Source organism: Roseateles sp. NT4 (assembly GCF_051857475.1).
GTDB lineage: Bacteria > Pseudomonadota > Gammaproteobacteria > Burkholderiales > Burkholderiaceae_C > Pelomonas.
The window spans coordinates 19394-39718 of the sequence record NZ_JBPZGZ010000001.1 but is presented as its reverse complement, the minus strand read 5'-3'; the positions used below and the strand labels follow the sequence as shown (position 1 = coordinate 39718).

Annotated in this window: 17 protein-coding genes; 9 read left to right on the top strand and 8 right to left on the bottom strand. The window is 61.1% G+C overall.

All coding sequences use genetic code 11. The features are described 5' to 3' along the window. Positions 1-84: 84 nt before the first annotated feature. Positions 85-1011, top strand: a complete 927-nt coding sequence (locus ACS5PN_RS00165) for a LysR substrate-binding domain-containing protein (protein ID WP_439461923.1) — start codon at positions 85-87, stop codon at positions 1009-1011. Here ACS5PN_RS00165 and hemW read toward each other — a convergent pair. From hemW to ACS5PN_RS00140, 5 genes are read right to left on the bottom strand one after another with little or no spacing between them, the layout of a single operon-like run. Next, the gene (gene hemW, locus ACS5PN_RS00160) at positions 983-2167 is read right to left on the bottom strand and encodes a radical SAM family heme chaperone HemW (protein ID WP_439461922.1); all 1185 of its coding nucleotides are present in this window, start codon (positions 2165-2167) and stop codon (positions 983-985) included. The genes ACS5PN_RS00165 and hemW overlap by 29 nt on opposite strands. A gap of 3 nt (positions 2168-2170) precedes the next feature. After that, on the bottom strand, positions 2171-2776 hold the full coding sequence (gene rdgB / locus ACS5PN_RS00155; RefSeq protein ID WP_439461921.1) for an RdgB/HAM1 family non-canonical purine NTP pyrophosphatase: 606 nt from the start codon (positions 2774-2776) through the stop codon (positions 2171-2173). Beyond that, positions 2773-3495, bottom strand: a complete 723-nt coding sequence (gene rph, locus ACS5PN_RS00150; RefSeq protein WP_439461920.1) for a ribonuclease PH — start codon at positions 3493-3495, stop codon at positions 2773-2775. The genes rdgB and rph overlap by 4 nt, the downstream gene beginning before the upstream one ends. Positions 3496-3518: 23 nt before the next feature. Continuing rightward, complete coding sequence (locus ACS5PN_RS00145; protein ID WP_439461919.1) at positions 3519-4427, bottom strand: PP2C family protein-serine/threonine phosphatase; 909 nt, start codon at positions 4425-4427, stop codon at positions 3519-3521. Then, entirely contained in the window at positions 4424-5392 is a 969-nt protein-coding gene (locus tag ACS5PN_RS00140) for a serine/threonine protein kinase (RefSeq protein ID WP_056195338.1), read from the bottom strand. Before ACS5PN_RS00140 ends, ACS5PN_RS00145 begins: the two co-directional genes overlap by 4 nt. A gap of 32 nt (positions 5393-5424) precedes the next feature. Here ACS5PN_RS00140 and ACS5PN_RS00135 point away from each other — a divergent pair, with 32 nt between their 5' ends. Together ACS5PN_RS00135 and ACS5PN_RS00130 are read left to right on the top strand one after the other, a co-directional pair. Then, a complete protein-coding gene (locus tag ACS5PN_RS00135) occupies positions 5425-6339 on the top strand; it encodes a YicC/YloC family endoribonuclease (RefSeq protein ID WP_439461918.1) in 915 nt (304 codons plus the stop codon). A 91-nt stretch (positions 6340-6430) separates the two neighbouring features. After that, positions 6431-7915 (top strand): tyrosine-type recombinase/integrase, encoded by a 1485-nt coding sequence (locus ACS5PN_RS00130; protein WP_439461917.1) that lies wholly within the window; start codon positions 6431-6433, stop codon positions 7913-7915. Positions 7916-8067: 152 nt separating this feature from the next. Here ACS5PN_RS00130 and ACS5PN_RS00125 read toward each other — a convergent pair whose 3' ends face one another. Then, the gene (locus ACS5PN_RS00125; RefSeq protein WP_439461916.1) at positions 8068-8613 is read right to left on the bottom strand and encodes a GSU2403 family nucleotidyltransferase fold protein; all 546 of its coding nucleotides are present in this window, start codon (positions 8611-8613) and stop codon (positions 8068-8070) included. Between the two features lie 422 nt (positions 8614-9035). Here ACS5PN_RS00125 and ACS5PN_RS00120 point away from each other — a divergent pair, with 422 nt between their 5' ends. Continuing rightward, a complete protein-coding gene (locus tag ACS5PN_RS00120; protein WP_439461915.1) occupies positions 9036-9377 on the top strand; it encodes a helix-turn-helix domain-containing protein in 342 nt (113 codons plus the stop codon). 49 nt (positions 9378-9426) lie between these two features. Beyond that, positions 9427-10629: a type II toxin-antitoxin system HipA family toxin gene (locus ACS5PN_RS00115; protein WP_439461914.1), complete on the top strand. Its 1203-nt coding sequence runs from the start codon at positions 9427-9429 to the stop codon at positions 10627-10629. Between the two features lie 236 nt (positions 10630-10865). Here the strand turns inward: ACS5PN_RS00115 and ACS5PN_RS00110 are convergent, their stop codons facing one another. Further along, positions 10866-12047, bottom strand: coding sequence for a hypothetical protein (locus ACS5PN_RS00110; protein ID WP_439461913.1), 1182 nt, complete (start codon positions 12045-12047; stop codon positions 10866-10868). Positions 12048-13167: 1120 nt separating this feature from the next. On the opposite strand from ACS5PN_RS00110, the gene ACS5PN_RS00105 reads away from it, so the two are divergent. The 4 genes from ACS5PN_RS00105 to ilvB all read left to right on the top strand — a co-directional run bounded on the left by ACS5PN_RS00105 (position 13168) and on the right by ilvB (position 19216). Further along, positions 13168-13575 (top strand): nuclear transport factor 2 family protein, encoded by a 408-nt coding sequence (locus ACS5PN_RS00105; RefSeq protein WP_439461912.1) that lies wholly within the window; start codon positions 13168-13170, stop codon positions 13573-13575. 720 nt (positions 13576-14295) lie between these two features. Then, positions 14296-16182, top strand: a complete 1887-nt coding sequence (locus ACS5PN_RS00100) for an acyltransferase family protein (RefSeq protein WP_439461911.1) — start codon at positions 14296-14298, stop codon at positions 16180-16182. A 307-nt stretch (positions 16183-16489) separates the two neighbouring features. After that, positions 16490-16987: a hypothetical protein gene (locus tag ACS5PN_RS00095; RefSeq protein ID WP_439461910.1), complete on the top strand. Its 498-nt coding sequence runs from the start codon at positions 16490-16492 to the stop codon at positions 16985-16987. 393 nt (positions 16988-17380) lie between these two features. Beyond that, a complete protein-coding gene (ilvB, locus tag ACS5PN_RS00090) occupies positions 17381-19216 on the top strand; it encodes a biosynthetic-type acetolactate synthase large subunit (protein WP_439461909.1) in 1836 nt (611 codons plus the stop codon). A 249-nt stretch (positions 19217-19465) separates the two neighbouring features. Here the strand turns inward: ilvB and ACS5PN_RS00085 are convergent, their stop codons facing one another. Next, positions 19466-20284, bottom strand: a complete 819-nt coding sequence (locus ACS5PN_RS00085; RefSeq protein ID WP_439461908.1) for a DUF3108 domain-containing protein — start codon at positions 20282-20284, stop codon at positions 19466-19468. Positions 20285-20325 lie beyond the last annotated feature (41 nt).

Genomic DNA, 20325 nt, shown 5'->3' with positions numbered 1-20325 from the left:
CTTCAAGTGCTGGTTATGCTATTTATCCAACAGGTCGCCACGAAGCGCTTATTTCTGCACTGATTGGTTTGATTGGCTAACCAGATGGCTTCCCTGGACCGTTTTCCGCTGCATTACCTGGCCGCCTTCCGTGCCGCCGCCCAGACCGAGAACCTGCGCGCAGCCGCCGAAAGCCTGCACCTGACGCACAGCGCCGTCAGCCAGCAGATCCGCGGCCTCGAAACGGCCCTAGGTTTCGAAGTCTTCACGCGGCAAGGCCGGCGCCTGGTGCTGAACCCGGCCGGACAGGCCCTGCAGCGCGCCGTCAGCAAGGTGTTTGCCGAGCTGCAGGCCGGCCTGCTCGCCGCCGGCCAGGCCCACGGCAACCAGGCCCAGATGCTGCGCATCACCTCCCTGCCCTCCTTCGCCCAGCGCTGGCTGATGCCCCGGCTGCCGCGCTGGCAGGCCCTGCAGCCCTGCATCACGCTGGACCTGCACACAGGCCATCAGGTCGTCGACCTGGAGCGTGAGGGCTACCAACTCGGCTTGCGCGTGGGCCGCGGGTCCTGGCCTGGCCTCGTCAACGAGCGCCTCTTCCACTCACCGTTGATCGCCGTCGCCGCACCGGCGCTGGCGCACCGCCTGATCGGTCAGCCGCTGGAGGCCCTGGCCTCGCAGCCGCTGCTGGACGACGTGGATGTCTGGCGTGAATGGTTTGCCCTGGCCGGCCTGCCGATCGCGCCCGTCGTCGTGGCCAGCTTCAACGATGCCGGCGTGCTGCTGCAGGCCGCCGAGCAAGGCATGGGTGTGGCCCTGGCGCGCGAGCTGATCGCCGGCGACGCCCTGCTGGATGGGCGCCTCGTGCGCGTTGCGGCTCAGGAACTGGACCTGGACGCCGGGCGCGACTATCACGTCGTCTACCCGGAGGCCCTGCGCGACGACCCGGCCGTACGGGCCTTCTGCGACTGGCTGCACGCCGAGATCGCCGCGCTCCAGCAACGACTCACAGAAACAGCTGCTGTAGATCGCTGAGGAAGTCGAAGCCGCGCTCGGTGGGCTGGATACGGGCCGCATCGTCCGTCAGCAGGCCGCGAGCGCGTGCCGTCTCCAGGCCCTTGGCAATGCTGGACACCGGCAGGCCCGTGCGCTCCAGGAACTGCGTCATCGTGACGCCCTCCTTGAGCCGCAGCGCATTCAGCATGAACTCGAAAGGCAGGTCCTTGCGGGCCACCTCGTTCTCGTTGCTGACCTTGTTCTCTTGCGCCATGAAGGCGGCCGGCTCGCGCCAACGCACCTGGCGCAGCACGCGGTTGGGGAAGCTGAGCTTGCTGTGCGCGCCGGCGCCGATGCCCAGGTAGTCGCCGAACTGCCAGTAGTTCAGGTTGTGCAGGCAGCGATGGCCCTCGCGCGCATAGGCCGAGACCTCATAACGCGACAACCCGGTGGCAGCTGTCCTCTCGGTGATCAGGTCCAGCATGTCGCTGGCCAGGTCGGGGTCGGGCAGGTGCTCGGGCGTGCGCGTCGCGAACACCGTGTTGGGCTCGATGGTCAGGTGATAGATGGACAGATGCGGCGGCTTGAAGCTCAAGGCCGTGTCCAGCTCGCGCGCCAGGTCGTCCAGGGTCTGGCCGGGCAGCGCGTACATCAGGTCGAGGTTGAAGGTGTCGAAAGCACCCGCGGCCTCGGTCAGGGCCTCGCGCGCCTGGCTTGCGCTGTGGACGCGGCCCAGGGTCTTGAGCTGCGCATCGTCAAAGCTCTGCACGCCGACCGACAGCCGCGTGACGCCGGCCTGACGGAAGCCCGCAAAGCGCTCGCGCTCGAAGGTGCCCGGGTTGGCCTCCAGCGTGATCTCGCAGCCCGGCTCCAGCGGCAGGCGGGCGCGGATGTCAGAGATCAACCGAGCGATCTGCTCGGGGTTGAACAGACTGGGTGTGCCGCCGCCGATGAAGATGCTGATGACATGGCGGCCCCAGATCAACGGCAATGCTGCTTCAAGATCGGCCCGCAGCGCGGCGAGATAGGCCTCAGCCGTGTCGGTCGACAAGGCGCCGTTCTTGACCTCATGCGAATTGAAGTCGCAGTAGGGGCATTTGCGCAGGCACCAGGGCAGATGGACGTAGAGCGAAAGCGGGGGCAGCGCGGGCAACTGCAAGGTGCCCGGACGCATCAGGTTCAACAGTTCAGCCATCACTCACCCGAGGCGCCAGACCTCGCGGAACTGTTCGATCAGGTGCAGCGCCGCCAGCGCGCGATGGCTGTGGCGGTTCTTGACCTCGGCACCGAGGCTGGCCGCCGTCTGGCCCAGCGCCGGGATGTGCATCAACGGGTCGTAGCCAAAGCCGCCTTCACCGTTCGGCGCGGCCAGGATCTCACCTTGCCAGCGGCCCATGGCGATGAGCGGCTCGGGATCGTCGCCGCTGCGCACAGCGACCAGGGCGCAGACGAAACGCGCGCGGCGATCCTCGATCGCAGCCATCTCACGCAGCAGGCGCTGGTTGTTGGCCGCATCGCTCTTCTCGCCGCCGGCGTCCAGCGCATAGCGGGCCGAACGCACGCCGGGCGCACCGCCCAGCGCGTCGACGCTCAGGCCCGAGTCGTCGGCCAGGGCCGGCAGGCCGCTCAGCTTGGCGGCGTGCCGCGCCTTGGTCAGCGCATTCTCGACAAACGTGTCGAAGGGTTCCTCGGCCTCCGGAATGCCCAGGCTTCCCTGGTTCACGAGCTCGATGCAGAGCGGCGCGAACAGGGCCTGCAGCTCGACGAGCTTCTTGGCGTTGTTGGAGGCGAGGACCAGCTTCATGCAGCCTTCTGAAATTCGATCAGCTCGCGAATGCCCTTGTCGGCCAGGTCGAGCAAGGCATTCATCTCGTCGCGCGTGAAAACCACGCCCTCGGCCGTGCCCTGCAGCTCGACAAAGCCGCCCGAGCCCGTCATGACGACGTTCATGTCGGTGTCGCAGGCCACGTCCTCGACGTATTCGAGGTCCAGCAGCGGCACGCCGTCGACGATGCCGACCGAGATGGCGGCCACCGTGTCCTTGATGGGCGAGCGCGACAGCTTGCTGTCGGCCAGCAGCTTGTTGACGGCGTCCTGGGCGGCGACAAAGGCGCCCGTGATGGCGGCCGTGCGCGTGCCACCGTCGGCCTGCAGCACGTCGCAGTCCAGCGTGATGGTGCGCTCGCCCAGGGCACTCAGGTCGAAGACGGCGCGCAGCGAGCGGCCGATGAGGCGCTGGATTTCCTGCGTGCGGCCACTCTGCTTGCCACGCGCGGCCTCGCGGTCGCCACGCGTGTGGGTGGCGCGCGGCAGCATGCCGTATTCGGCCGTGACCCAGCCCTCGCCCGAGCCGCGCTTGTGCGGTGGCACGCGCTCCTCGACGGAGGCCGTGCACAGCACGCGGGTGCCGCCGAACTCGATCAGCACCGAGCCTTCGGCATGCACCGTGAAACCGCGGGTGATGCGCACCGGGCGCAATTGATTGGCAGCGCGGCCTGCGCTGCGCGTGAAGGTCTTGGTCATAGGGGAAGAAGGGTTAGCGACGCTCAGCGCTTGTGGGCGCCGCGGCCAGACTGGCGAATCACTTCGTTGATCTCGCGTATCGAACGCTCGATCTCCTCGTCATCCATCGCGGCGACGAGGTCGGCATCCAGGGCACCCTGGATGGTGGAGGCAAAGCCGGAGTTGCCGAGGTTCTGCGTCGTGTCACCGCCGGGGTCGCCCTCGCCTTCCCATTCGACGGCCAGCACGGTGACGTTGTCACTGCGTGCGCCCCCGTTGCGCAGGGCCTGCTCGACGAGGTCAGGAGCCGCCTCGGTGATGGCCTGGTCGGCCAGATGCTGGACGATCTCGCTGTCCTCGACGCTGCCCCACAGGCCATCCGAGCACAGCAGGATGCGGTCCGCTGCCTCCATGACCAGTGGCCCCTGGCAGTCCACCATGGGCTTGCCGGGGCTGCCCAGGCAGGTGAAGAGGACATTGCGGTTGAAGGGCTCGCTGCCGCGGGACACACGGCCCAGGGCTTCCTGCAACTCGGAATAGGAATGGTCGCGGGTGCGGGCGATCAGCTTGCCGCCGCGCACCAGGTAAAGGCGCGAGTCGCCGCAATGCGCCCACCAGGCCTGGTTGCCCTGCAGGATGCAGGCGACGACGGTGGTGCGCGGCGTGTCATGCAGCCCCTTGCTGGCCGCATAGCGCAGCAGCTGCTGGTGGGCGATGACGATCGTTTCCTGCAGGAAGCGCTGCGGGTCCTCGATGACCGGGCGGGCATCCTGCTGGAACAGCGCGGCCAGGGTCTGCAGCGCGATCTGGGCTGCGACCTCGCCTTCCGGATGGCCGCCCATGCCGTCGGCCAGCGCGAACAGGCCGGCCTCCCGCGTGAAGCAATAGCCCATGCGGTCTTCATTGGTCTCGCGGCCACCGCGACGACTGACTTGGAAGACGCTGAATCTCACGCCTTGGCTCCGGACTTCAGATTTTCGAGCTGGAGTTTGAGGCGTTCGCTGAAGCTGAGTTTGGTGTAGCGCCGCTCGGTTTCACGCGCGAGTTCCTTCTGCAGCGCGAAGACGCTTTGCGGGCGCGACAGCGCGTCCAGCGACATGCACCACTCGGTCACCTCGAGCAGGTTGTCGGAATAGACATTGCGCAGGCGGCTCAGGCTCAGCGACAGGCGGTCCTTTTCCAGGCGCTGCGGCGCGTCATTGGGCGGGTAGCCCTGCATGCAGGCATAGATGCAGGCACCGATGGCGTAAATGTCGGTCCAGGGACCGAGCGAGCCGTCGCGGCGGTACATCTCCGGTGCGGCAAAGCCCGGCGTGTACATCGGGCGGATGAAGTTGCCTTCCTTGCTCAGCACTTCGCGCGCGGCGCCGAAGTCGAGCAGCACGGCCTTGTTGTCATTGGTGATGAAGATATTGGCCGGCTTGATGTCCAGGTGCAGCATCTTGTGCTGGTGGACGATGCGCAGGCCACGCAGGATCTCGTCGAAGAGGCTGCGGATGGTCGATTCGCGGAAGACCTTGTCGCGCTTCATGTCGCGCGCGGTCACGATGAAATCCTGCAAGGTGTCACCCTGCAGATAGTTCATGACCATGTAAACGGTTTCGTTCTCGCGCAAGAAATTCAGCACCGAAACGACGCTGGGGTGCGAGATCTGGGCAAGCGAGCGCCCTTCTTCGAAGAAGCTCTTCAAGCCGAGCCGGTATAGCGGCTGCTTCTCGGGCTTGACGCGAGGTGTCAGTTCGCCGGGCGAACGTTCGGCCAGCGATGAGGGCAGATATTCCTTCAATGCGACCAGGTGGTGGTCGGGATCCTCGGCGAGATAAACCACGCCGAAACCGCCCGCCGCCAATCGCTTGATGATCTGATAGCCCCCAACCACCGTGCCTGCGGGCAAGGGCGCCGGCTTCGGCTTGGACATAATCGCGTTTTGTCTGTTTTGCGAGATGCGAAATGCCAGTCTACAGCATGACCGGGTACGCCAATTCCCTGGCGCAACCCCCTAAAGCCGAGGATGGCAACAGTTCCCCGCAAGCTTCGGTCAGCGTCGAGTTGCGCTCGGTCAACGGCAGGTTTCTGGACCTGTCCATGCGCATGCCCGAAGAATTGCGGGGGCTCGAACCCCAATTGCGCGAACTGATCGCCGCGCGTTTCAAGCGCGGCAAGATCGAACTGCGCATCAATACTCAGCGCGAAGCCGACGGCGCCTGGCCCCAGCCCCAGCCGGAACAACTCAACCGCCTGGCCAGCCTGGAAGCCAAGGTGCTCACCTGGCTGCCCCAGGCCGCGCCTCTGTCCGTCCACGAGGCCTTGAACTGGTGCAAGAGCGGTGCGGCAGCGCCGGCCCAGCTGGACAGCGCCACGCTGGAGGCCGCCCAGGCCTGCGTGCAGGGCCTGGCCGACGCCCGCGAACGCGAAGGCGAAAAGCTGGTCGCCATCCTGAACGAACGCATCAAGCGCCTGCGCGAACTGGCCGACGAGGCCGAGCCCCTGCTGCCGGCCGTCGTGCAACGCCAGCAGCAGCGCTTCCTGGAGCGCTGGCAGGAGGCCCTGACGGCCACCGGAGGTGCCAACAGCGTGTCCAAGGAGGCCCTGCAGGAGCGGGCACTGAACGAGGCGGCGGCCTTCGCCATCCGTATCGACGTGGCCGAGGAACTGGGGCGGCTGCGCGCTCACTTGGACGAGCTGACACGCCTGCTGAAAAAGGGCGGCGAACTCGGCAAGCGGCTGGATTTCCTGATTCAGGAATTACATCGCGAAGCCAACACCCTGGGATCCAAGTCGGCCGCCCTCGAACTGACCAACGTCTCGGTCGAGATGAAGGTCGCCATCGAGCAGATGCGCGAGCAGGTGCAAAACATTGAGTAGGTTTTTGGGGCGTCCCAGGACGCGCGCCAAACACTCAATAACCTGTTGATTTAAAAGGTTTTTTCGCACCAAACCGTCCCACAGCGTAGCAGTGAAGCGCACCTCCTTTTTGGGGTGTAGTGTGGGGTTCGTGTGGGGTTTTTTGTGGGGTGAATTGCCGCATCTCACGATGCGGAATTTTCTGCACCGGAACCCCACAGCCTCCTATGACGGAGATGCGAAATTGGACAAGCGAAAGAAGCTGCTCACTGACCGTGGGCTCAAAGCTTGGTTGGCAAATGGCGCCACGGATCACGCGGTCGGCGAGGGCCTGACCTTCGTCGCCAGCGCGAAATCAGCGCGCGAGGGCAAGGCCTCGTGGATCTTGCGCTTCAGGGTGCACGGCCGGTCGCGCGAGAAGGTCCTTGGCCGCTACCCCGAGCTGACACTCAAGCAGGCGCGGGAGCAGGCCCGCAAAGACCGGGCTCTCATCGAGCGCGGCGTCGACGTGGCCGCCGCCAAGCAGGTAGAGAAGGCCAAGCTGGGTGAGGTACCGACGGTTCGAGACCTGGGGCAACTCTGGTACGAGCGCTACATCGAGCCTCGATACAAGCACCCGAGCGTCGTCGCGCGCGTGTTGAAGAAGCACATCTATCCGGTAATCGGCGCTCTGACCCCCAAGGACGTGCAGCCAATGCACGTGGATCGGGTGCTGATGCGCATCGTCGCCAATGGCGCCCCTACCGTTGCCAACGATGCGCTGCTGTACTTGAACCGAATGTTCAAGATGGCCGTGCGCAATCATTGGATTGAGCGCAATCCTGCGGCTGATTTCGAACTTGCAGATGCTGGCGGCCCGGAGGTACCCAGAGAACGGGCTCTTGCCGTCGAGGAAATTGAACAGCTGGCCTCGTCCATGCGGGACACGCCAAATTTCGGCCGCATCAATGAACTGGCCGTCTGGTTGCTGCTCGCCCTTTGCGTCCGCAAGATGGAGCTGCTGTCTGCTCGATGGGACGCCTTCGATCTTGAGGCTGGCATTTGGACGCTGCAGAAGGAGCGCACCAAGACGAAAACCGCGATCGTCATTCCGCTTGCCGACACGGTCCTCGAGTGGCTGAAAGAAGTTCGCGTGCTGTCTTGCGGCAGCCTGCACGTCTTCCCCGCTCGCCGACTCGTCAGGAGCCGACTAGGGCAACCCAAGGTCAACCGGTTTCCGCACGTCGGGCCTGACACTCTGAACGTCGCTCTCAAGCGGCTGGAAGTCCTAGACATTGAGCACTTCACCGTGCACGACATGCGTCGGACCGCTCGGACCAACATGGCCAGGCTCGGCGTTGATCGCTTCGTCGCCGAGCGGGCGCTGAACCACAAGCTGAAGAACGTCGAGGGCATCTACGACCGCCACGACTATTTCAGCGAGCGCCTCACCGCTCTTCAGGCCTGGGCGCGGTTGCTCGATTCAATCGCCAACACGCCTACCGGACCCACTACGCGCGTTGGTCGCGGCGCCCGTTCTGGAGAGTTCATTCCCGTGACGGAAGCCGGGCGACGACCCGGCACAACAACCATCGAGACGGTGCCACGCCGAAAGTAGTGCTTTAGGCGAGGTACGGCGAACGCTGAGGGGCCAGCTTGAGCAGGCCCCTCTCGAATTGGGCGGTATCACACTCGGGGGCTGGCTGCGCGATCCGCGTCTGGGGCGGCCTGCGCAGGCTTCAGCGCCTGAAATTTTCAGCACACCGCGGTTCAGGAAGATGCCTGGATCTTCGAGACCAACCGTCCTTCGGCCAACAGTTGCCGCACGGCCTCCGCCTGCAGCTTGTCACGATTGAGCTTTAACGCCTCGCGGTCCGTCAGGGTCGACATCCACTCCTTAAAGCTCGCAAACGTGACGGGATCGATTGTCCGCATTAGCGTCATGGTGTCGTTGACGCCGATGATCACTTGCTCGAATGCTGGTGAGCCGATGAACTTGGTCGACTCCTTGGCCTTCGCCGGATAGATGTCCCCTTCGATCCCTGAGATCGAATACGGGTTCGTGCACTGCTCCTTTTCACTGCGCCGCAGAAAGTCGACCGAGAAGCCATCGCTGTTCATTGCTGACTCCTTCTGGTCTTCGTTGCGCTCAAAGGTCGGATCCGCTTCCTTCAGGAAGTCGAGCATGCTTACGCGCTCTTCAACGACTTGCGCGAACTTCATCCGCGAATCGGCGGTGAGAAAAAGGTCGACATCATTCGTCGCCATCGTCGGCTCATCAAACACGACTCCAGCGGCGGCTTCGTAGGCGTACATGGCATACGTGCGCATTAAGGTCCGCGAAGTACAGGGACAGCTTCTGCCCGGCCTGCAGCTTGGCACGATACACATGTTCATGCGTGGCAGAGGATTCGCCTGGCGCACCGCCCCTTACCCGATTCCTAAGGCTGCCCTGAAGGTGCTAGAAGTAATTCACAACGCGTGGTGGGTCTCCTTGGCGCAAAACAGCAGCAAGCCTCAATAGCAACCTAGCAGACTTGATAGGTTTCTTGCGATGCTTTCGGGCGAGCCGATCTTGGGCTCACCCCAGTGGGAGTTTGCGCAAGTATCAGACTCTTAAAAAATTAACCTAGAAAGCTTGCTAGGCTGCATAAAATGCTCTTGAGAGCAATTTTTCCAACATTGAAGCATGCTGGGCATGGGTCTCTATGGCTATGCGCCAGCAGCTAGGTACCGCAATGACCGCCCGCAACAAGCTGCTCGCCGCCCCCCCCTTTGAGGTCGAACAAGCGCTGACACGCCTTGGAGCCAGCCTCAAGACGGCACGCGTCCGACGCAACCTCACTGTTGCTGAGATCGCCGAGAAGATCGGGACAGGAATTCGTGCCGTTTCCGACGCCGAGAAAGGCAAGCCCTCAACCGGTGTCGCTGTCTACCTAGCTCTGCTATGGGCGTTGGGCCTGCTTGACCAGGCGGCGGACCTCGCATCGCCGGAAAAGGACGCCGAAGGCCAGACACTGGCGCTCGCGCGTGAGCGCGTGAGGGCACGGCCGAGCGGAGATCTCGACAATGACTTCTGAGCCTCGAGAATGCTTCGTTTACATAACCCTTCCCGGCTGGACGGAACCCGTGACCGCCGGTCGCTTTACCTTGGGCGCAAATCGGAATGGTGCATCTGAAGGGCGTTTCGTCTATGGCAGAAGCTACCTTGCGCGGCCGGATGCAGTGCCCCTTGACCCAGTCGAGCTGAAGCTTGCTCCGCGGACCTATTCAACGGCGGCACTGGGCGGCATGTTCGGCGCCATACGGGACGCCAGCCCTGACTACTGGGGACGCCGACTCATTGAGCGCCATCTCGGGCAAACATCGCTTGGTGAACTGCAGTATTTGTTGCATTCGCCGGATGACAGGGCCGGCGCACTAGGCTTCGGCTTGAATTCGGTGCCGCCCGCGCCCAGACGGCACTTCAACCGAACGTTAGATCTCACCGAACTGCAGCGCGCCGCCGATGCCATCGTGGCGCAAGAGGGCGACGGAGCCGGCGATACCGAGCAGGTGGAGAACCTGCTACTTCTCGGCACCTCCATGGGCGGCGCCAGACCAAAGGCCGTCATCGAAGACGAGGAAGGCTTATGGATCGCCAAATTCAATCGCCCTGACGACCGTTGGGACAGTGCGAAAGTCGAGCATGCAATGCTGGTCCTCGCACGGACTTGCGGCATCAATGTCGCGGCCAGCCGCGTCGTCGAGGTTGCCGGTCGCTCTGTACTGCTTGTAAAACGCTTTGATCGACTGAAAACCGACGGCGGCTATATGCGCGCCCGCATGGTCAGTGCACTGACGCTGCTACGCGCTGACGACACGCATCGCTCGCGCGAACGGTGGTCCTATGTCGCCCTGGCCGAGGAAGTTCGGCGCGCCTGTGCACAGCCAGAAGACAATGCGCGCGAACTTTTCCTTCGCATGTGCTTTAACGCCCTGATCAGCAACAACGACGATCACCCGCGAAATCATGCGGTGATCGCGCGCGGCTCCGATTGGATGCTGTCACCGGCATATGACCTCACACCGACGACGCCCGTCAGCATCGAACGGCGCGACCTAGCCATGATCTGCGGCGATGCGGGGCGCGCAGCCAATGCTGGCAATCTAAAAAGCCAGCACGCGCGCTTTCTACTAATTCGAGATGAAGCAGAAGCCATCGTTCGCGCAATGCACGCTCAGGTAAGCGCAAGCTGGTACGCGACGGCTCGGGAAGCAGGTGTCACCGTCAGCGACTGTGATCGCATCGCTGGGGCCTTCGCCTATCCCGGTTTTGATACTGCCGAGTAAGCCGCGAAAACGACAGAGAGTGCTGAATTCAAGTGATCCACGAGAGGAGTGGGACTACGACCACTGTGGCCTTCAATGAAGCGCACTGAAGCTGGGTTCCAGACGTCCAGGCCTTCAAGCATGTGACCGAATCAGACTGTCCCGAGTGACCCAGCGGCTGATTCTGCCTCGTCTGGGCAACCTAGGTTGCCCAACTGCCTACACCGCCTTCACCGCACGAACGAGTTGTCATACCGCTACTGCGGCTTTGCTTGCTGCAGCTTGTCCGGTATTTCGAAAGTGACTCCGGAGCCAGTCTGCTCCGAGTACTGCACCCGGCCGGCTCGTGTGTTGGCGAACAGCATCAAGTGAATGCGGTACCGCCCCGGACGCAGCTTGAATATCGTCAACGAGATGGTTTCGTCCAGCTTGATCCGTTCGTGCGGCTTCAACACGGTACGTGCAGGCACAAAAAGGTTGTTGCCGATGGGATAGGCCACACCCAGCAACGGCCATGGCCTATCGAATCCCGCCCGTGCGGAAACGGGCTCGATGCCCTGAAGCAACTGCAAGGCGCTATGCAGATCGGTGCCTGGGGGAAACACCAGCGGCTCGTCATCGTCGTGGACCATCTCGCAGCCGATGCGCAGCTTAGAAGGATCCGACGGGTCGAGAGCACCACGGGCGTCCGTCACTCTCAGTCGCTCGGTGTCTATCAACATCTCGAGGCGCTTGCGAAAGGCGTTGCGTCCGGGCATCGCGCGAGGCGGCCAGGGCAGCTTGTCGGCGCCCAGGGCTGTCGAGGCCGACCATTTCTTGTGCAGGAGCTGCAGCAGCTTCAATGGCTCCTTGCGGGTCGGATAGGGCATATCGCGCAAGTCATACCCCCAATCGGACTTCAAGGTACGCGGGTTGGAGATCAACTGACGACCTGGCAAGAGCGTCCCGATTTCGTGCACCTCGACACGTGTGCCCTGCGTCGTCGCAAAGAAGGTGACGATAAAGCTGCATTCCATCCAGATCGGTTCACCTCGCAACGTGTATTCATCCGTTCGCCACAGGTTTCCCGGTCTACCCTGCAGCTTGATGCGCACATCGTCCTTTCCGGTCTCGGGGAGGCTGATGGTGCGGGCAAGGCCAGCCAAGTATTGCGCCGATAGGTCCTCGCCCTGGATGACGTCGAAAGTCCCGAGGCCAGGGATGTCGCCCCATGCGAGCGAATTCTGGCTGGCCGACGAATCGGCGGGATCACTGGGGAACATGCTGGCGAACACAGCCGCCACACGGGCCGGTACGCCGGGCAGTTCGATTGAGGGGACCTCCGTGATGACCGGGGCGGCATGGACGATGTTCTGTCCAGCCGACAGCGGCAGCTGGTCGATGCTTCCAAGCGGCGTGGCCGACCACGCAACATGGCCTGGAACCGTCAACGCAAGCATCCAGACCAACCTTGCTCCAGCCGCCTTGAAGTCAAAGTTGGCTCGTCTTTCACGTCGAGCCTCGCGATGACGAGAAGGGTCAGGCGCTATCGGCGCAACACACGCCCTGCAAGGGCCAGGTGTTTCCTCGTGCATCGTTGAAACCGGAATCGTGGCCCGGCTCACGTTCTCCAAGTTCGATGAGCGGCGTTGGATCGCTACCGGTACAACATTCGACATGGGTGCCCTCATCTCCGTTGCGAGGCCTGCGCCGCTACCGGCCATATTCGGCAGTCTCAGCCACCGACGGAGGTCATCGTCAGATGAAGCGAGGCTGGTCGCATTGGCAGAACGAGTCTGGAATTTCGGCACCAGCTGCCTCGGGGGATCCTCCCGATGGCGCTGCCATGCGAACCAAACGACCTGGAGTGTGATGCGAGGCCATCGCAGTCTATTTGCCAGGCACTCGCTCCGATATCGATCGACGGCGAGTGCTGGCTACGAAAAGTCGTATGTCAGGACAAGGATTTGTACGGCGCGCCGGCGTCGGCGGAGCCGTCATTCGCTCAGCGGGGAGCATCGTGCAGATGACCGACGAATCTCGCCGCGCGATACGCATCGGCGGTCACGCGACGATCGTCGGTGAATGCAATCACCTTCCCTTGGGCCTCGGCCTCCCGAGTGCGGCGAACGGTGATTCGGACCCTACGGTTGCGCGGCGATGCGGAGCGTGAACGTGCAGTTGGACAGGGCGAAGGCACCCACAGCCAACGGCCAGCGCGCCCGGTTCCGTGAACATTAGAAAAGGCGGCAGTCCAGAGCCACCCTTCACCGCGAGGCAACCACGAAACACCGTAGTCAGCCACCGACAGCAATGTGCATAGACTCAATTTTCTAAACATCGCTCAGACTTGAACGAAGCCTCAGGCGAGGCACAAAACGTTGCCAAGAGACAGCGGACGAGTAACGCCTCAGCCAAGAGACGCACTCTTCGTGAACAACTTCGCCGCCCCAAAAGACCGGAGTGTTCTGCAACAACCTTGACCCTCGTCGCACACGTACAGCCTGCAACTAAAGCAGTGACAAAGAAGCGCTGCGTAGCGACGACTGTCCCGATCGATCCATTCAATGAAGACACCTCATGGCAAGCAGTCTGTCAAACAAGCAATTTATCGCTGAGATGATCGGCACCAAGCGCCGACTTGAAGACTATCCGGATCGTTTCGACAAGAACCTCGTCATGCACGAGCCCGCTTCACTACCTTTCGGTGGAACGTTTCACGGGCTTGCGGAATTTCAAGAGTTCTATCCAAAGGTCCGTGAGTTCTACGACTTCACCCGATTCGAACTGCTTGGGGTCTTCGGTGACGACGAGATCGTTTTTGCCACCATGCGTGCTGGCCTCGCGAAGTCAAAGGGAACGATCTACATCGCCGAGCAATTTCGCTTCGAAGGTTCCGTCTTGAAAGAGGTTCGCCTGCACATTTGCGACGATCAAGCTGCCTCGGATCACCTTCGCGCATTGGCTCGTCAAGCGAGCAAAGCGTGACCCTACCTCCACTTCGAGGCGCGTACAGCGAAGCTCCGACGCACACGCGCGAGCAACGCGCGGTCGGCCTCCTCGACGCAAAGCAAGTGCGAGCTGTCGTGACAGGCAAATTGAAAATGCCATGGACGACGGATGCCGGGTCGAAGAATCAGACTGCTGCGCAGGCCAAAGCGGCCGAAGCAATGGCTGCGGTCACCACGCCGGTCCGCAACATGCCAGCGCCACCGGCCGTAGCCTCTGCTGCCTCATCAGCGGCTAGCGCACCATCCGACGACGACATCAAGGCCGAGCCATATGGCACGCATGGTGTGCACCCAACCGGCTACATGGACTCCCGAGGGGAGCGACGACGGTCCTTCCTCATATCCCAGAACGGTCAAGCGCTGGCGACGGTGACAGGCCGAATGCAGGCGGCCGGGTATCGATGGAAGGGCAATAGCCAGTGCTCGGGGGCGCTGTACTTCAAGCCTGCAGAGCGCACCGTCATATGCGATGCACCGCAAGTCGGGCCGAGCATCCCGGCGCCGACGAGCGACAAGCGGAGTTGAAGTTTCGCTTGCGCAACTTGCCCTAAGGCGACTTCAGGCTGATTGCGAAGGTTCGCAGCGCCTGCATTGCGGTAGCTCAGTCCGGGCAACGGAATCTAGCGGCTCGATACACCAGCACCGCTGTCCGCCAGCGTTGAGTATGAACGTCGGTTGCAAAATTTAAATTGACATTTTGAAAAGCACATATCGGCCGGATATTGATGGGTTGAGAGCGCTGGCGGTAAGCGCAGTGGTTGGCTTTCACGCCTTCCCAAATTTGGTAAAAGGCGGGTTTGTAGGCGTCGATATCTTCTTCGTCATCTCCGGCTTCTTGATTAGCCGAATCATTTTGACGTCGCTGGAAGATTCGACCTTCAGCTACCTGCACTTCTACAAACGGCGAATTCAGCGCATCGTTCCAGCGCTCATCCTCGTTTGCGTTAGCACACTGGCTGTCGGCTGGTACGTGCTGATGTCGGACGAGTTTGTGCTACTAGGTACTGAGATGAGCGGAGGAGCGGCGTTCCTCGCCAACTTCGTGCTTTGGAGTCAGGCGGGCTATTTTGATCCTGCTGCCGATACAAAGCCCCTCCTTCACCTTTGGTCTTTGGCCATCGAAGAGCAGTTCTACGTCGTATGGCCGGTGATCCTTAGTATGGTTTCGAAGAGGCGGCTAGGAGCGTGGATCCTTACCCTTGGGACTGCGTCCTTCATTTTTGGCGTTCTGCTGCTTAATAAGGACGCCGTGGCTGCGTTTTATTCACCATTTGCTCGCATATGGGAGTTGTTGGTGGGTGCCGTCTTAGCGCACACAACATTAACTCGCCGTCTAAGTTGCTCCACGTGGGTGAATCCGGTGGCGGGACTGGGGGTGCTGGTGGCGTTAATTGCCATAGTCAATCTGACCAAAGAGAGTAAGTTCCCGGGGTGGTGGGCGTTGCTGCCTACTGCCGGTGCAGTGTTGCTTCTGCTTGCTGACGGCAGCTGGTTTAACAGGGTTGTTCTGTCCAGTCGACTCGCCGTCTACGTGGGAAAGATCAGTTACCCGCTCTACCTGTGGCATTGGCCAGTACTGGTCTTCTTCAAGGTCGTCAAGGGGAGTGTTCTCACACCGAGCGAACGCGCTATTGCCGTCACGCTGGCGCTGGTCCTCGCGCACCTCACCTGGAGGTTCGTGGAGCGGCGCGTCAGGCACTCGGCCAAACCGCACGTTGCATCCGCTTTGGTCGCGGGTCTCGCCTCTGTAGCCTGCGTGGGCGCTGTTGCGCACGCTGGTACGTTTGAGCCCCGATTGCGCGACGTCAGCTTTAGCAAAATTCTGCTTGCCGGGAATGACTGGCAATATCCGCCGCCGTCCTCAAACCTGCACAGCTTAGGAGCCTTGCGTTACTCCGACCTCCACAGCGCGCGCGCCTCCGACACGCTTTTTCTCGGCGACTCTCATATGGAGCAGTACGGCCCACGGATTGAAGCAGTTATCAGGGAAAATCCAAGCGCGTCGAACGGCGCAATCTTGGTTGGTAATCAGCGCGCTTGCAGCCTAGTGCGCGAAATCATGTTGCGCACGCATACCTGCGATGACGCGCTAGAGCTTCTTGAGGAGCTGATTGGCAAGCCCTCAACGCAAAGAATTGTCCTAAGCGTGAGCTGGTTGAAGTTTTCTGAGGAGCTTCAGCAACCTCTTGCCCGCAAGGCCTTGAGCGATTATCTGGCGCGAGTTGCTGCAACAAAGGGGAAGCGAATCTACATCCTGCTCAGCGCGCCAGCAGGCCCCCAACTTGCGCCCAAGAACATGTTTACCGGATCTCGACTGTCCAAGATTTCGCCGAAACCTATAGCGGATCTGCATTTTGATCCAGTGGAGTTTACGAGGCAAATGGATGCACTGCACTTCGCAGTCAGGTCGATCGCAACGTCTCTAAACGCAGTCGTAATCGACCCACTTAGGACCCTATGCACACCTGACGAATGTCCGATATTCGACAGCAATGGGAGGCCGCTGTATCTTGATACGGATCACATGACGAGAGCGTACGTCAGCAGCTCCGCCTCCTATATCGACCTAACCCTGTTGAACTGAGCCGCGTTGTCCTCACCGACTGCTGATGACCTAGATGAGGCCGTAGTTTCGCAAGAGAAAGACCGCGATAAGCAAATCGCTCTTGCGCTCGCACTCAATGGGCACGGGAGTCGCGTCGTTCTCCAAGCAGACCGACACCGGCGTGTCCTTTGACGTGCCTCCAAACAAGCCATAGCAGACCACACAGCGGCAACCATGTCGCGATGGCAGCTTGCGAAACGCGTCGTACGAGCAGTCGTAGTGCTCGTCCATGTGCTGACGGCTAGCATCGGCACAACGCTTGTCACCTTTGCAGAGGAAGTTCCACGTGCTTCGACTTGTTGGCCTATTGTTGGCTCTTTCGACCGCCGTCTCAGCTCCCGCGCAATCGCGAGACGATTTGGACAATCTAAATGCAAAGCACGCATCTAATATGTATGGAAAGGACATTCAACCCATCACGCCCGCTCACGTTCAAGAGCTGATCGGCACCTGGTACGTCGACTATGAAGCCATGGTTCGTACGAATCAAAAAATGGGCATCTTGACTGCCAAACAGGCTCAAACCGCTCTGACTCAAATCAGAGCAGAAGCAGCAGCTAAAGACGAGGACGACGACGGCGACAAGTTGGGTCCCGAGTTTACTGTTGACGCCAGTCTCCGCGTCAAACACAGAAACCGGGGGCAATCCCTGCCGATAGTCGTTAAAAGCTATCGAATTGAGTTGCCTCTTTCCGGTGGTGTGGTGTACAGAGTTGGCGATAAGTTCTACCGAGGTAGTCACGAGATGGGCTTGATACCGTTGTCTCGCCAGCGTTTCAAGTAGATCGGTGCATCTGTCCATAGTCCACTTCAACAAAGTAAATCCTTCGCTCCTTGCCGCAACGCAACGGCTCACCTGGTGACATATCAACTGCCAGGTAGATGGCACTTGTCGCGACAACTTCGGCAAGCGCCTCTGCAAAGCTCGAGTTCAATGTTGGAGCTTCCCCCTCCGCGGAAGCTCTTACTTGCCATGAGCGCCGTCACGGATCCAGGGCAATGCACGTTAGCGACCGTGCCTCTGAATGGATAGCGTTGAGCAAGGCTCGACATAGGGAGTCCACAGGAGTCGCTCCATGAGCCGACTTCGCGACCGATCTCGCTTATGAGTCCACGGGTCGATGCACCGCACCATTGACGGCGACCGCCTTCCTCCCCGCTCATCTTTCCAAGCTCGATGAAGAGTGATCTGCCAAACGTAAGCGTGATGTCTCTCGATCCTCGACCGCCCGCGGCTAATCAGCCCGCGATCGTCGAACAGCGCATCGCCCACCATCCACCGCAACGGCACTTGCGAAACGGATCTGAGGTCCTTATCGACACCCTGCTGTCCATGGGAGTGGATACCGTCTTCGGATACCCGGGTGACGCGGTGCTGCCGCTATATGACGCGTTGCTTTCTCGACCGGCCATGCGCCACGTACTGGTCCGTCACGAACAGGCAGCCGTGCACGCGGCACAGGGCTATGCGCGGACGACAGGCAAGGTGGGCGTCATCTTCGTCACGTCCGGACCTGGCGTGAGCAACACGACAACGGGACTGTTGGACTCGATGTGCGACTCGATCCCCGTCCTATGCATTAGCGGTCAGGTTTCAACGACCGCTATCGGCACGGATGCATCTCAAGAATGTGATGCGCTGGGTATTTCGCGCTCCGTGACGAAATGGAACACCCAGGTGCGTCGGTCTGAGCTGATGGAAGACACGCTGCGCAAGGCCATTCACGTGGCTCGAAGTGGTCGGCCAGGCCCCGTACTCATCGACATTCCCAAAGACATTCAGCTTGACCGCCCCGACGCGCAGCGGCACCCGCCGGACCCGCCGCCACGGGTAAATCGCCGCAGCAGCATGCGCGGGATCGAGCGAGCTGCCACACTCATTGCCGGGGCATCTCGTCCCGTGCTGTATGGCGGCGGTGGCTTGATCAATGCGGGCCCGCAAGCCTGCGCGGAATTCGCACGACTTGCCGCCTTGACTGGCGCACCGTGCACGTTGACATTGATGGGACTGGGCGCATTTCCCTCATCGAACCCGCAATGGCTTGGCATGCTCGGCATGCACGGCACGCTGGAAGCCAACCTTGCTATGCATCACGCTGATGTCATCGTCTGTGTAGGTGCGCGCTTCGATGACCGCGTGACAGGCCGGCTGGATGTTTTCAGTCCCTATGCCGACGTGATCCACATTGACATCGATCCCGCATCGATCAACAAGGTGGTACGCGCAACCCTGCCTTTCGTCGGAGACTGCGAGGTCGTGCTTGCGGCCCTCAATGACGCACTCGAAAATCAAGTTATCGCGCCACGCCGCCTGAACGATTGGTGGCAGCACATCGATATATGGCGCTCGGCGCATTCACTGAGCTTTGTCGATACGCCAGAAGTCATTGCACCTCAGGCGCTCATTTCCAGGCTTCAAGTCGCCCTAGATGGCCGTGATGCCATCGTGTCCACGGATGTGGGTCAACACCAGATGTGGGCTGCCCAGCATCTGCGGTTTGAACGCCCCTATCGGTGGCTCACTTCCGGCGGAGCCGGCACCATGGGATACGGCCTTCCGGCGGCAATCGGTGCACAGATCGCTCACCCTGACCGCTTGGTGATCTGTCTCAGCGGAGACGCCTCGTTTCTGATGAACATCCAGGAAATGGCAACGGCGCTGCAGCACCGTACCCCCGTGAAAGTCGTTCTCTGCAACAACGGGTGGATGGGGATGATCCGGCAGTCGCAGGAGTTGATACACGGCAGCCGGTACAGCCAAAGCGAGACCGCCGCGCCACCGGATTTCGTCGCAGTAGCCCGCGGGTTCGGATGGCAGGCAGAACGTGTGGACGCCCGCGCCCAGCTGGATGCAGCGCTCAAGCGATGCATGGACAGCGAGGCTCCATATCTATTGGATGTTCGCGTAGCGCAGCAGGAAAACTGCTTTCCGATGATCCCGCCGGGATGCGGTCATCATGAAGTCTTGCTTGCACGAGATCGACCGTACGTCGAGCACGATACGCGCCGCTGAGACTGCCGCAACATCGCCGCCGCGCCAAAGAGTGCGCTGGTGCCTTAGGCGTTTGACTCCGCAGAATCAAGTGCGTTCGAGGCCGCATGAAACTAGCGTCCTCACGTTGCTCAACGCGTGAGCCTGGCGACGCTGGCTCGAGTCCAAGCGCCGGCACCTGTTCACACCTTCAAGGCTTCCTTAGCTGCAGACGGGTCGGCGACGGACGTTCGCGCACGCTGCTGCGTCGCCGACCATCAAATATGCACGTCAAGATTGACCGGCAGTCTTTCGCGGCTTCAATGGAGCAGGCTCATCCCATTGCAGGGTCTTGATGTAAGACAGTCCATCCTTCCACGTCACCTCTTCGCGGATCATGATCTGCGTTCCCTTCGCGAACCAGAATCGTTTAACAGGACCGTCCTCTACGTTGTAGTTGGAGGCAACGACCCAAGCATCTGCCGTCTGCCCGTTGGGCATTGCAAGTCTATCTTCACCAACGACTTCGAAGCGATAGCGACCCGGCGCATCTCCTCCAGGTTCGTAGAAGGGAATGCTCACCGAATATCCTGGCGACCAAGGCAAGGTCTGAAGCAGCTCGATGTCAGTCACGAAATCGAACATCGGCTCGTCTAACTTGACGTCTAGCGCAGGTGATCTTTCAGTGGCGGTTCCAGTGACGTGTCCCTCCAGAAATCGATAGGTCCTGCTGCTGCTCTTGCCGCCCCTTTGGACATCACGACGAATCTGGATCGGCTTCATGTTCTGAGCTTGAAACGTGGCTTCTTCCAGCAACCGGTACTCATCAGGCGTCGCACTGTCCCATCGCTGTGAAATGCGTATGACCCGATCGGAACCCGACCCTTCGAAAGAGACCTTCCGGCGCCAGATGTCAGTGGCGCTCCGCTTGCCGTTTCCGTCAATGTTGTATCGCAAATACGTCCTCTCCGAAGCAGTCAGCAGATGCAGTCGGGCGATCTGATCTCCAACATGAAGCGTTTGAGTAGCGACCTGGGTTTCACACTGCGCCGCTGTTGCAGCGCAGACCAGTGTTGCGACAGTCATCCAACGGGTTGCGATTGATTTCATGCCATTCCGCCTATTAACGAGGGATCAATCAATGTCGCGCA